General features: G+C 69.2%; 8 protein-coding genes and 3 pseudogenes. 5 read left to right on the top strand and 6 right to left on the bottom strand.

Features of this window, described 5'->3' with window-relative positions:
- Positions 1–60: 60 nt before the first annotated feature.
- Positions 61–330, bottom strand: a complete 270-nt coding sequence (locus tag ACFU5K_RS29110; RefSeq protein WP_384066888.1) for a hypothetical protein — start codon at positions 328–330, stop codon at positions 61–63.
- A 109-nt stretch (positions 331–439) separates the two neighbouring features.
- Here ACFU5K_RS29110 and ACFU5K_RS29105 point away from each other — a divergent pair.
- Positions 440–1,031: pseudogene (locus ACFU5K_RS29105) on the top strand (class I SAM-dependent methyltransferase); the annotation flags it as partial.
- Positions 1,032–1,064: 33 nt separating this feature from the next.
- Here ACFU5K_RS29105 and ACFU5K_RS29100 read toward each other — a convergent pair.
- The 4 genes from ACFU5K_RS29100 to ACFU5K_RS29085 form a co-directional block, all read right to left on the bottom strand.
- Positions 1,065–2,012, bottom strand: coding sequence for an NADP-dependent oxidoreductase (locus tag ACFU5K_RS29100; protein WP_384066886.1), 948 nt, complete (start codon positions 2,010–2,012; stop codon positions 1,065–1,067).
- A 76-nt stretch (positions 2,013–2,088) separates the two neighbouring features.
- Entirely contained in the window at positions 2,089–2,880 is a 792-nt protein-coding gene (locus ACFU5K_RS29095) for an oxidoreductase (protein ID WP_384066884.1), read from the bottom strand.
- A gap of 201 nt (positions 2,881–3,081) precedes the next feature.
- Positions 3,082–4,374 carry a ThuA domain-containing protein gene (locus ACFU5K_RS29090; protein ID WP_384066882.1) on the bottom strand — a complete coding sequence of 431 codons (1,293 nt, stop codon included), beginning with the start codon at positions 4,372–4,374 and terminating at the stop codon, positions 3,082–3,084.
- 82 nt (positions 4,375–4,456) lie between these two features.
- Positions 4,457–5,848: a ricin-type beta-trefoil lectin domain protein gene (locus ACFU5K_RS29085; RefSeq protein WP_384066880.1), complete on the bottom strand. Its 1,392-nt coding sequence runs from the start codon at positions 5,846–5,848 to the stop codon at positions 4,457–4,459.
- A gap of 334 nt (positions 5,849–6,182) precedes the next feature.
- Between ACFU5K_RS29085 and ACFU5K_RS29080 the strand changes: the two genes are divergently transcribed.
- The 3 genes from ACFU5K_RS29080 to ACFU5K_RS29070 all read left to right on the top strand — a co-directional run bounded on the left by ACFU5K_RS29080 (position 6,183) and on the right by ACFU5K_RS29070 (position 10,345).
- Positions 6,183–7,859 (top strand): FAD-dependent oxidoreductase, encoded by a 1,677-nt coding sequence (locus ACFU5K_RS29080; RefSeq protein ID WP_384066878.1) that lies wholly within the window; start codon positions 6,183–6,185, stop codon positions 7,857–7,859.
- The gene (locus ACFU5K_RS29075) at positions 7,856–9,313 is read left to right on the top strand and encodes an ATP-binding protein (protein ID WP_384066876.1); all 1,458 of its coding nucleotides are present in this window, start codon (positions 7,856–7,858) and stop codon (positions 9,311–9,313) included. Before ACFU5K_RS29080 ends, ACFU5K_RS29075 begins: the two co-directional genes overlap by 4 nt.
- 126 nt (positions 9,314–9,439) lie before the next feature.
- Entirely contained in the window at positions 9,440–10,345 is a 906-nt protein-coding gene (locus tag ACFU5K_RS29070) for an NAD-dependent protein deacetylase (RefSeq protein WP_384066874.1), read from the top strand.
- A 208-nt stretch (positions 10,346–10,553) separates the two neighbouring features.
- On the opposite strand, the pseudogene ACFU5K_RS29065 reads toward ACFU5K_RS29070, so the two are convergent.
- Positions 10,554–11,121, bottom strand: a pseudogene (locus ACFU5K_RS29065) (GNAT family N-acetyltransferase).
- Between the two features lie 494 nt (positions 11,122–11,615).
- Between ACFU5K_RS29065 and ACFU5K_RS29060 the strand changes: the two are divergent.
- Positions 11,616–13,076 (top strand): annotated as a pseudogene (locus ACFU5K_RS29060) (amino acid permease).
- The last annotated feature ends 126 nt before the right edge of the window (positions 13,077–13,202 follow it).

The following is a 13,202-nucleotide window of genomic DNA, read 5'->3' as shown; positions in this document are numbered from 1 at the left end:
CACCCCGTTCGTGCGCGGGGTGCGACAACCGGCCGAGGGGGGCTCTGCCGGCCCCGTCCGTCAGCCGGCCAGCAGGGCGCCGAGGACCATGCCGCCGATCAGGCCCACGGCGCTGACGACGATGGCGGGTACGGCGAGCCGCTCGTGCCTGACGGTCTTGGCGATGACGGCCAGCACCAGGCCGATCACGCCGAACACGATCGGCAGGAAGATGATCGCGATCACGCCCAGCACCATCGCGATGATGCTCAGCACGTTGCCGGTCGTCGTAGGCTGCGGTGCGCCGTGAGGCTGCTGCCCGGTCGGTTGGTCGCCGTACTGCGTCGTCATCTGCCACTCCTTCGGGCGGTCTCCCAAAAGCTGACCCGAGGCGGATCGGCTCATCCCTCGGGTACCCACAAGTTCTCCACAGACACCACCACTTGGGTCGGACGTGGTGGAGGCGCGGGCTTCGACGGGTACCGCGTCCAGGACCCGAGCTGGTGTCGGCGCTCACGGACGGGTTGACTGGCCGGGCCTCGGCACACCGGACCTCGTGTGGGCCTCGGCATCGATGCACCACATGTCCGAGCCCGATCGCACGCTGCGTTCGGCCCACGACCTACTCACGCCAGGCGGCCTGTTCGCCGTCGTGGAACTGGCCGGCTTCCCGCGTTTCCTCCCGGAGAGCGCCCCGGAGGACCGACCCGGCCTCGAAGCCCGGTGCCACGCCGCGTGCGAGCGCCGTCACGCCGAGCACGTGTCTCACCGCGGAGCCGACTGGGGCCCCATGCTGACCGCCGCCGGTTTCGCGCTCAGGGGCGAGCGCACCGTCACCGTCAATCGAGGGCTCCCAGGACGCAGCCATCGGCCGCTACGCACTCGGCACTCTTCAGCGCCTGCGTCACAGCACGATGGACTCGCTCTCATCTGATGACCGTGCCGCACTGGACCGGCTGGTCGACGTGGACGGTCCTCACAGCATCCTGCGCCGCGACGACCTCGCCGTCCGGACGGAACGCAGCGTCTGGGCCGCACGACGCGAGATCTGACACTCGGCCGGAGCGGGCAGGATCCCGTCGGGTCTACGACAGCCCTGATGGTCTGATCTCGTCGTGCGCGACGCGAATGACCGTTTTCCCGTGCGCCCGGCGGCCGCCGGGCGCAAAGGCGGCCGGCGCCTCGGCCAGCGGTCGCACCGCACCCACCAAAGGCTCGAGCCTTCCGTCCCTCATGCGCGCGACGAGGCCGGCGAGCGTGGCGCGATCGGGTTCGACGACGAAGAACACCGATCGCCCACTTCTGGGCAGCACGTTCACCGGCTGGGCGATGGTGACCAGCGTGCCGCCGTTCCGCACGAGTGCGGCTGAGCGATCGAGGACGTCTCCCCCGATCACGTCGAGGACGACGTCGACTTCACCGACATCCTCCAGCGTCTCGGTCTCCAGGTCCACGAACGCGTCGACCCCGATATCGGCCGCTCGCTCACGATCCGCGGATCGGCCGGTCCCGATCACGCGCGCTCCGGCCTCACGGGCGAGCTGCACGGCGATGGACCCGACCCCTCCGGCCGAGCCGTGGATCAGGACCGTCTGGCCCGTGGCGAGGCGACCGTGGTCGAACAGGCCTTGCCACGCCGTCAGCCCGGAGATGACGAGGGCCGCGGCCTGCGCGTGATCGACGTCGGCCGGCAGGGGAGCCAGGTTGCGGGCCTCCACAGCGGTGTACTCGGCGAGGGATCCGTCACGCGCCCAGTCCGCCAGCCCGAACACTCGCTGGCCGACACTCAGGCCGGTGGTTCCGTAGCCCAGCTCCACGACGACACCTGACAGCTCGTGCCCTGGCACGCTGGGCGTGCGATCGCGTCCTGATCGATCGGTCCAGGTGGCGGGCCAGGCAAGCTCTCCCGGCGTGAAGCCCGCCGCGTGCACCCGCACGATCACGTCGTTCTCGGAGGCGTGCGGATAGGGGATCTCCGTCAGCGTCAACCCTGCCGTGCCGGCTTCGCGGTCCCTTACAGTGATGGCTTGCATGCCGTGCCCTTCGTGTGGTGCCTTCATGGAGTGTTAAGACGGGCGAACACTCCTGCGGGGTGACCGACGGTGGGACTCACAGTGTCGGGATGTACCCGCCGTCGATGACGAAATCGCTGCCCATGACATTTCGAGCCCGGTCCCCGGCGAGGTACACGACCAGATCAGCCACTTCCGAAGGACGGGAGAAGCGCCCTGAGACGGTGGATGAGGCCGCCTGGGCCTTCACGTCGTCCGCCGGTACGCCGGCGGCCTGCGAGACGGTCTGGGCGACTCCGCCGTCCCCCGTCCAGAGCTCGGTCTCGACCGGCCCGGGACTGACGCTGTTCACCCGGACCCCTCGCCCGCCGAATTCCTTCGACAGCGCCTTGGACAGACTGGCCACAGCGGCTTTGGTCGCGCTGTAGTCGACGACCACGGACTCGGGCAGGCGTGCGTTGACCGAGGCGATGTTGATGATCGAGCCGCCCCCGGCCTCGAGAATGCGGGGAAGTACGGCTCGGGTGACCGACACGGCGGTCATGAGGTTCAGCTCGATGGTCTGCCGCCACTGGGCATCCGTGACGCTGAGGAACCCGCCCGGGCGCGCGGGAGCCGATCCCACATTGTTGACGAGCACATCGACGCGTCGGCCGGCTGCCGCGGCCAGCACCTGTTGGACCCCGTCGGGCGCGGTCAGATCCGCCTGCACCCAGGTCACGGCCCCACGGTCGACCAGCCCCCGCAGCTGCGGGGTGGATGTCCGGGCGACAGCCAGGACGTGGGCGCCGGCCTCGGCCAGAGCCGTGGTGACCGCGAGGCCGATTCCTTTGCTGGCCCCTGTGACAACGGCGCACCGGCCGTCCAGTTCTGGCTGCTGGTCGTCCATCCCGGCTCCAGACACGTGAGAAGCGGGCACTCGCCCTGTCGCCAGGCCCCTGGACGGCGGCCTGCTGTCCTGCCCCATTGTGCGTTGCGACTGTCTCCGCCGCGCTCTGGCGGGCGGGCGCGCCCGCGCATCGGCCGGGTGCGCACGGACGACGTCCGGTACGCACCCGGCCGGTACGCCGGTCTCAGTGACGGGGTCCGCTCACGGTTGCGCGGTGAGACCGAAGCTCTGTGCCGCGGAGCCGTCGCAGGGACGCTGGGTCAGCTGGACGGAGTCAGCCCCTGTCGTCGCGGCCGAGAGGCACTGGCCGCTGTGCCGGGCCGAGAAGTGGTAGCTCCCTGAGGACTCACGGACCGGCTGCCACTGCTGGTTGAGGCCGCTGGAGTACGACCACAGCTGCAGGGGCGCTCCCTGTGCGGTGGAACGGTCGGTGACGTCCACGACCTGCTGCGGGTTGCCCCGCGCCGCGATACGCACGTAGCCGCCGTCCGTGGGCCGGAACTGGAACTGCTGGGCGACGGTGCCGTTGCACGTGTACTGCTGGACCGCTGTCCCATTGACCGTGCTCGCGCCCCTGGCGTCGACACACATGCCGTTCGACCGGCTCCCCAGCGAGTACCAGGCCGTCTCAGGGATGCCCTCGACGGGCGGTTCGGTGGAACCCGCACCGCCGAGCCACTTGAGCCCGTCCAGGAGGAATCGGTTCTGGGTGGCGCTGGCGAACGTGGAGGACAGCGGGGTGTCGGTCGCGTAGTTCATCGCGTTGTGGCCGAAGTTGGCGTACAGCATCTTGTACTGACGGTTCGTCCAGAGGATGGGGTAGTAGCCGCTGTACCAGGTCTCACCCGCGCTCGTGCCCAGGGGGAAGCTGCTGGGGTCGACCGAGGCGAGGATGTCGATGTCGGGGTTGTTCCGAAGGTCGTTGGACCAGCTGTACCACTCGCTGACGGACGAAGTGAACGTCTGGGGCAGGTTCACCGTCGACGGATGGGTGCGGTCCTCGGCCCGCAGAACCGCTGTTGTCGGGCCCCATGTGTTGGACTTGAAGTTGCCGCTGCCGAGGAACTGGTTGTGGTACCAGGGCCAGCTCTGGGCCTCGGTCGTGAACGCCGACACGTGGAATCCCAGCCAGGCTCCGCCTGCGCGCATGTACCTCTCGAAACCGGAGCGTTGGGCGGCACTGTGCGGGCTGTCGTCGAGGAACAGCACGACGTCGTAGGCGTCGACGCCCCCGTTCGCCAGCAAGTTCCAGTCGGTGCTCGGCGTGTAGGTGAAGCCGTTCGCGGCGCCGGCCTGCGGGAACCAGGTGTTCGCCTCGCGGGCGAAGCTGATGTGCGCCTGGTCATAGGTGCCGCTGTAGAGACCCAGCACCTTGAAGGACGCCTCGGCGGCTGCGCGTTCGGCGGTTCCCGCGGTGGACGGGGTGGCTGTCAGGGAGAGGAGCGCGGCCAGCAGGGCCAGGACGGTCAGCAGTGGCCGCGGTAAGCGGCGCATGGGTGGTCCGTACGTCGTGGGCATGAGATCTCCTGCACGTCGGGGTTCGGCAGCGAACGGGGGTACGGCACGAAGTCCGGGATCAGCCGCGGTACTGAGCCAGGATCCGGGTGAAGTCCCAAGGCTGCTGGCTCACCTCCGAGCAGGTGTCCGCTCCCCCTCCGGTGCAGGGCCGGTCCCTGTTGACCGACCAGAAGGTGAGCCGGGCGAGGTGACGCTGCTGGGCATAGGCGAGGATGGTGCGGAAGTCCGCGAGGGTGATGGTTTCTCCCACGTCGGTGACGCCGTTCATCGACGAGATTCCCGTGTGCCGGTAGGCCTGGTCGTCGCTGTAGCCGTACGCGTTCTTCACCGCGGTCTTCAGGCCTTCGGCCGCACGTGTGGTGAGTGTTCCCATGTTCTGGCCGTTGCCGCCGAAGTTGAACGGCATGATGGTCCAGCTGTCAACGGTCAGGCCCGCCGAAGCCGCCCGGTTGATCAGGCCGGTGTCGGGTCCGCTCTGCTCGGTACCGAAGGTGACGTACACCTTGATGCCGGGGTTGTCGGCCTTGACCGTTTTGAGAGCGTCCACCGTGCGCTGTTGCACCGCAGGGCTGTCGTAGGCCGCGGCTTCGATGTCGATGTCGATGGCCTTGAGCCCGTAGGCGTTGATGACCTTCTGGTAGGCGGCGGCCAGTTCACCGGCGCTGGAGCAGGAGCTCTCGAGTTTGTTGCCGCTCCAGCCACCGAAGGACGGGATGACGTCGCCGCCGTTACCGCGCACGGTGTTCACGGTCTGCTGGTCGACGCCACCGGTCAGGGGACGGCTGCCGTCCCACTGGGGGTTGCAGTAGCCGTTGCTGAGGACGAAGGCGAGCGTGTACCACTTGACGCCGGTCGCGTTGGTGACGGTGGTCGGGCTCGGCGGGTTCCCCCACCCGTTGTACAGGTACGGAGCGACGGCCATGGGTGCGTCGGCGTCGGGTTCGCCACCGCCGTCCGGTGCGCTCCACTTCTGGTTGGCCGCGCCTGTACAGCTCCAGATCTGGAGTCGGGTGCCGTTCGCCGAGGACGCGCCGGTGACGTCGACGCACTTGTTCGACTGCGGGTTGACTATGGCCCCCGCAGCGGTGACCGTCCACTTCTGGTTGGCCCCGCCTGTGCAGTCCCACAGCTGGAGGGCGGCGCCGTTCGTGGTGGACCTGTCGACGATGTCCAGGCACTTGCCCAGTGCGCTCACGCTGCCGTCCGAGCCGACCGTCCACTCCTGGGCGCCGGTGGAGTTGCAGTCGTACAGCTGAACAGCCGCCCCGTTGGCGCTGCTTGCGCCGGCGATGTCCATGCATTTGCCGCCCAGGCCGGTGATCTGCCCGGCGGCGGCCGCCGCGGGGGTCACCGCGAGCGCTCCCGCGGCCGTGGTGAGAACACTGACGGTGAGGACGGTGCGCAGCAGGCGGGACCGCCGGATGCGGTCGAGGTGGGGGAATGCGGCCATAGGTGTCACGGCCTTTCGTACTCGGCGGATCTGGGTGGGGGTGCGCCGTACGTCGACCCACACACATCCGTATTCACATTCATGAACACAGGTCGCATGCGTGAGGAAGGCTTTGGTCGGTGAACCTAAAGGTCTGAACCAGTGCCCGTCAAGATGTCGGAACGGACGGGAAGCAGCCCCTGTTCGTCCACGCTCCCGTCCACGCGGCTCGACGGGCTTCGAGCGCCCTCCGCCGGCTGAGCGCCACATCACGATCGCCCATACGATGGATCGGAGGCCGTAGCGGTAGCGGGGCCGCCCTGCCATGGTTCCGGCCGCTGAACGTAAGGGGCGTATGACAGAGGCCGCAGACAGGACGCGGACCGTCATCGTGACCGTGGATGACGATCCGGGGGTCTCCCGCGCCGTTGCCCGTGACCTGCGACGGCGTTACGGCGCCACCTACCGCGTGGTCCGCGCGGAATCGGGCGATTCGGCGCTGCAGGCACTGCGGGAGCTGAAACTGCGCGGCGATCTGGTCGCGGTGATCCTTGCCGACTACCGGATGCCGCAGATGAACGGCATCGAGTTCCTCGAACAGGCCCTGGACGTCTATCCCGAAGCCCGCCGGGTCCTGCTGACCGCATACGCGGACACCGGCGCTGCGATCGACGCCATCAACGTCGTGGATCTCGACCACTACCTGCTCAAGCCGTGGGACCCGCCGGAGGAGAAGCTCTACCCGGTCCTGGACGACCTGCTCCAGGCATGGCGGGCCGGCCACCACCGGGCACACCCCAGCACCAAGGTCGTCGGGCACCGCTGGTCGGCGCGCTCCTCGGAGACCCGGGAGTTCCTGGCACGCAATCAGGTGCCGTACCGCTGGTACTCCGCCGACGAGCCGGAGGGGCGGCGGCTGCTGTGCGCCGCCGGTCAGGACGGGCTGAGGCTGCCCGTGGTGATCACCCCGGACGGAACGCCGCTGGTCGAGCCGGAGCCGGCCGAACTCGCCGTTCACGTGGGACTCGCGACCACCCCGACAGCCGACTTCTACGACCTGGTGGTGATCGGCGGTGGCCCGGCCGGGCTGGGCGTAGCCGTGTACGGCGCCTCGGAAGGGCTGCGGACGGTGCTGGTGGAACGGTCGGCGACCGGCGGGCAGGCAGGGCAGAGCTCCAGGATCGAGAACTACCTCGGCTTCCCGGACGGCGTCTCGGGCGGGCAGCTCACCGAGCGGGCCATCCGGCAGGCGGGAAGGTTCGGCGCCGAGATCCTCACGACGCGGGAGGTGACCGGGCTCGAAGCCCGCGGGGCGGCGCGGATCGTGCGCTTCTCGGACGGCTCGGAGGTCGCGGCACACAGTGTGATCCTGGCCACCGGTGTGTCGTACCGACAGCTGCCCGCCGAGGGCGCGGGCGAGCTGACGGGCCGTGGGGTGTTCTACGGTTCGGCGCTGACGGAGGCGGCGTCCTGCCAAGGTCACGACGTGTACATCGTCGGTGGCGCCAACTCGGCTGGGCAGGCGGCGATGTATCTCTCGCGGACCGCCGAGTCGGTGACACTGCTGGTGCGCGGAGAGTCGATCGCCGCGTCGATGTCGTACTACCTGATCCAGCAGGTCGAGGAGACGCCGAACATCCAGGTGCGCTGCGGCACGGTCGTCGACGCCGCGCACGGCGACGGCCACCTGGAGTGTCTGACGCTGCGCGGGGTCCAGGACGCTGCGACCGAACTCGTCGACGCGCAGTGGCTGTTCGTCTTCATCGGCGCGGCCCCCCTGACCGACTGGCTGGACGGCACGGTGCTGCGCGACAAGAAGGGGTTCATCCTGGCCGGGCCCGACATGACGCCCGACGGGCGGCCACCGGCGGACTGGGAGCTGGAGCGGCCGCCGTACCACCTGGAGACCAATGTCCCCGGCGTGTTCGTGGCGGGCGACGCCCGTGCCGAGTCGGCGAAGCGGGTCGCGTCCGCCGTCGGAGAGGGAGCCATGGCTGTGATGCTCGTCCATCGCTATCTGGAGCAGTCATGAGTGGCGCGCCGATGACGTGCGACCCCCACGAGATCGCGAAGCTGTTCCTCTTCGAGAAACTGCTCCCCGAGCAGGTGGGACGCCTCTGCGCCGAGGGCGGGGTGGAACTGTTCCAGCCGGGGCCCGTCTACGCCGAGGGAGAGCCCGCGACGTGTTTCTACGTCATGCTCGACGGCTCGGTCGTACTGTCCCGCCGGGTCGGCGGGGACGATATGGAGGTCACCCGCACCTCCCAGCCGGGTGTGTACGCCGGGGCCATGCAGGCATACGTCGGCGACCGCGTTCCGCAGCTGTACAACAACTCCATGCGCGTCACCGAGCCGTCGCGGTTCTTCGTCCTGCCCGCGGAGACCTTCGCGAGCGTCATGCGCGAGTGGTTCCCGATGGCGGTGCACCTGCTGGAAGGGCTCTTCTTCGGCTCGAAGAGCACGCAGCGGGCCGTCGGACAGCGGGAACGGCTTCTGGCGCTGGGCTCGTTGTCCGCGGGGCTCACACATGAGCTCAACAACCCTGCTGCGGCAGCCGTCCGCGCGACCTCGGCACTGCGGGAGCGGGTGGCGAAGATGCGGCGCAAGCTCGGAGTCATCGCCGAGGGTTCGTTCTCCCGCGACACGCTCGCCGGCCTGGTCGACATCCAGGAGCGGACGGCCGAGCGGATCGCCAAAGCGCCCTCGCTCAGTGCGATGGAGGCGTCCGACCGCGAGGATGCTCTGGCGGACTGGCTCGATGACCGCGGAGTCGAGCAGAGCTGGCAGATCGCGCCCACCTTCGTCCAGGCGGGCCTGGACACCGAATGGCTGAATCAGGTCGCGGTCGCCGTGGACGAGGAGATCCTCCCGGGGGCTGTCGGATGGCTCAACTACACCGTCGAGACCGAGCTCTTGATGAATGAGATCGCGGATTCCACGGCCCGGGTCTCCCACCTGGTCGACGCCGCCAGGCAATATGCCCAGCTCGACCGGGCGCCCTTCCGGACCGTCGACGTCCATGAACTCCTGGACAGCACACTGGTGATGCTCTCGGCCAAAATCAGCTCAGGCATAGCGGTCGTCAAGGACTACGACCGTACGGTTCCTGAGATCCCGGCGTATCCGGCCGAGCTCAACCAGGTATGGACCAACCTGATCGACAACGCGGTCGCCGCCATGCGCGATGCGGACGGGCCGGGGACGCTGACCATCCGGACCGCACTGCACCACGACCGGCTGCTGGTCGAGTTCCGTGACACCGGCACCGGCATCCCGAAGGAGATCCGCGGACGCGTCTTCGACCCGTTCTTCACCACCAAGCCGGTGGGCGAGGGCACTGGACTGGGCCTCGACATCTCCTGGCGGATCGTGGTGGACAAACACCACGGCACGCTCCAGGTGGAATCCGAACCGGGCGACACCCGTTTCCAGGTGCTGCTGCCTCTCACCGCGGACGACTCCGACGGGAGCGCGGAACCGGCCTGAGTCGCCCACCGGGCCCGTCGGGCATGGCAGGCGATGTCCGGCGGCGGACCTGCCGCACCCGACGCGGCGGTACAGCACTCCGGAGTGCGGCGGCGGCATACGCAAGGCTTTCCGTACCCTGGGAGGATGCGGATGCGCCCCACTCTGAGCTGGACCCCTGCCGAGAACCCGTCGCCGGGCACCACCGACCTGCAGCCGGTGGAGGATGCGCTGCGCGCCGGCAGGGTGCTGGTCCTCAGCGGAGCCGGCATCTCCACCGAGTCGGGCATTCCCGACTACCGGGGCGAGGGCGGAAGCCTGAGCCGGCACACCCCGATGACGTACCAGGACTTCACCGCAGAGGCTCAGGCCCGGCGCCGGTACTGGGCGCGGAGCCATCTCGGCTGGCGCACGTTCGGCCACGCCCGCCCCAACGCGGGGCACCGGGCCGTAGCCGCGTTCGAGCGGCGGGGTCTGCTCTCAGGTGTGATCACCCAGAACGTCGACGGCCTGCACCAGGCCGCCGGCGCCGAGGCCGTCGTGGAACTCCACGGGAGCCTGGAACGCGTCGTCTGCCTGTCCTGCGGCGATCTCAGCCCGCGCCGCGAACTCGCGCGGCGACTGGAGGAGGCCAATGCGGGCTTCGAGCCGGTGGCCGCCGCGATCAACCCGGACGGCGACGCCGACCTCACCGACGAACAGGTCGGTGACTTCTGCGTGGTGCCCTGCACGGTCTGCGGCGGGATCCTCAAACCGGACGTGGTGTTCTTCGGCGAAGCCGTGCCACCGCAGCGGGTCGAGCACTGCCGCGAACTGGTCCGCGCGGCGTCCTCGCTGCTGGTTCTGGGATCCTCGCTCACGGTGATGTCGGGGCTCCGCTTCGTCCGCCAGGCGGCCCAGGACGGAAAACCGGTCCTCATCATCAACCGCGACCCGACCCGGGGCGACCGGCACGCCCTTGCCCGCATCGCGCTCTCGTTGGGGCCGGCGCTCGGCACCGTGGCCGACCGGCTGGGCATGTCTGCCGCCGCGGGGGCTGCGGAGACCGCATGACCTGCGGGCACGGTCGCGCCGAGATCTTCTGAGGAACATCCAGCGCCGCCCCCTGCCAGAGGGCCGCACCGGCCAACGTCGAAGCTGACCGGGCTGGCCCGCACCCACTGGCCGAGATCGGCGAGTGGGGGTCCCGGCCGGCGCCGTCCGTGACCATGACGATCGGAGGACCGGTGGCGGTGGACGGCTCCCGCGCCAGGACCGGCGGTCACCGCACCGAGGGACGCTGGTGCCTGGCCCAGTGCTCGGCCGCCGTCATTCCCAGCAGCACCACGTCGTGATACTCGCCGGCGAAGTACTCGTGCTGCCGAAGCCGTCCCTCCTCGACGAAGTCCAGTCCGCGGTAGAGGGCGAGCGACGCCTCGTTGAAGGCATAGACCTCCACTTCACACTTGTTGTGGCGCTGCTCCGCGAACATGTAGGTGAGGATGAGCTCGGTGGCCTCCTTCGCGTACCCCCTCCCCCCGGTGGTCGCGGGAGATCTCGATGCCGGTCCTGAACCGCCCCGCGCGGCTGTCGGTCTCTCCGACCGTCACGGCACCTGCGAATGCCCTGTCGGCCAGCACCTCGACCACGAGACGGTACGACCCGCTGTCCGGCGACCGCCCCGCACACTCCGCCGTCCAGGACCGAAAGCTCTCCTCGGACCGGGGAGGTTCGATCATGTCGGCGTTGCGTACGTCGACAGCGCTCTGGGACAGATCCCGGAAGCCTCGCCAGTCGTCCGGCTCGACGCCCCGAAGACGAATCCTCTCGCCGGTCCACATCTCGTTCACGACGTCTGCCTCTTCGCTCGTGTGCAGGCGCTGCGGGCCCGCACCTGTGTCCCACTCAGCGGGACGAGAACGCGGGTGCGGGCTCGGTCTGCGCGCTGCCCGGGGATGGGGCACGGAGCTCACGCGTCCGGCCCGCGGACAGAATGCCGTTCTTCATGTCCGACGGCAACAGGATTGAACTCGGGCGTCACGGGGAACCGGGACCGCCGCCCGCCGCCCGCCGCCCCGCAGGGCTCGGACCCCGCAGGGCTTCGCAGCACCCTGGCCCGGGCCGCCGGGCCATGCCGTAGGCCCGGCACCGCCGGCCCTCACTTCTTGGCCACTTCCTTGCTGTGCCGAAACCTCTGGAACACCTCAGATTTGTTTTCGTCAGGCAGGGCACACTGCCAGAATCACAGGGTTCCTGATCATGCGCCTTCGAGCCATTGCCGGACGCCTCCCCACGGGCCCGGCCGGGACCGACCATCTTCCCCTCACAAAGGCGACCCCCCTCCATGAGTGACGGCAGCATCTCAGCAGCCGGTCAGCTCGCCGCCGACGCACCGGCGCCGAGCTCCCCCCACGTGGACGCCGGCGACGCCGGCTACAGCAAGGACCTCAAGTCCCGCCACATCAACATGATCGCCATCGGTGGCGCGATCGGCACCGGGCTCTTCCTGGGTGCGGGCGGGCGCCTCGCCGACGCCGGACCTTCGCTCGCCATCGCCTACGCCGTCTGCGGTGTCTTCGCCTTTTTCGTCGTGCGCGCCCTGGGCGAGCTCATCCTCTACCGGCCGTCATCCGGTGCCTTCGTCTCCTACGCCCGTGAGTTCATGGGCGAGAAGGGCGCGTTCGCTGCCGGCTGGCTGTATTTCCTCAACTGGTCGACCACCGCGATCGCGGACATCACGGCAGCCGCGACGTATGCCCACTTCTGGGGCATGTTCAGCGATGTCCCGCAGTGGATCCTGGCGTTGGTCGCCCTCGCCGTGGTCCTCACGGCCAACCTCATCTCGGTGAAGTACTTCGGTGAGATGGAGTTCTGGTTCGCGATCATCAAGGTTGCGGCACTTGTCGCCTTCATGCTGATCGGCATCTTCCTCGTCGTCACCCAGCATCCGGTGGACGGCCACACCCCCGGCCTGTCGACCGTCTCGGACAACGGTGTCTTCCCCGTCGGAACACTTCCGATGCTGCTCGTCATCCAGGGCGTCGTCTTCGCCTACGCGTCCGTCGAGCTGTGCGGGGTCGCTGCCGGCGAGACCGAGGACCCCGCGAAGATCATGCCGCGGGCGATCAACTCCATCATGTGGCGGGTCGGCCTGTTCTACGTCGGCTCGGTGGTGCTGCTCGCGCTGCTCCTGCCCTACACCGCCTACTCCGGGGACCAGAGCCCGTTCGTCACGGTCATGGACAAGCTTGGGGTACCGGGTGCCGCCGGCGTGATGAATCTCGTCGTGCTGACCGCCGCGCTGTCCAGTCTGAACTCCGGCCTCTACTCGACCGGCCGCATCCTGCGCTCCATGGCGCTGTCGGGATCGGCGCCCCGTTTCACCGGGCTGATGAACAAGGGGCAGGTGCCCTACGGCGGCATCCTGCTGACGGCGGGCTTCGGTGTCCTGGGCGTCGGTCTGAACTACGTGGTACCGGGCCAGGCATTCGAGATCGTGCTGAACCTGGCATCGGTCGGGATTCTCGGGACCTGGGGCATGATCATGCTCTGCTCACTGGTGTTCTGGCAGCGTTCGCAGGACGGCCGGGTCACGCGGCCTGCCTACCGCCTGCCCTGAGCGCCCTACACCCAGCTCGTCACGCTTCTCTTCCTCGTCGGCGTTGCCTTCCTGATGTGGTGGGGCGGCGGCGTCGGCCGGACGACCGTGATGTTCCTCCCGCTGATCGCCGCGGCGCTCGTCGGCGGCTGGTTCCTGGTCCGGGGGCGGGTCCGCGAGATGGCGCAGGCAAGGCAGAACGTCTGACCCCTTCGCGCGGGGGCCCGCAGAGGCCCCGCCACCGATCGGAGGGGGTGGCCCCTGCCCCCCGGCGGGGCCCCCCCCCCCCGGGCGGCAACCCCCCCCCCGCCCGGGGCATAACGCCACCACGAG

Source organism: Streptomyces sp. NPDC057428 (assembly GCF_042803195.1).
Lineage (GTDB): Bacteria > Actinomycetota > Actinomycetes > Streptomycetales > Streptomycetaceae > Streptomyces.
The sequence above is the reverse complement of the archived record's forward strand: the minus strand, read 5'-3'. Positions and strand labels throughout refer to the sequence as shown.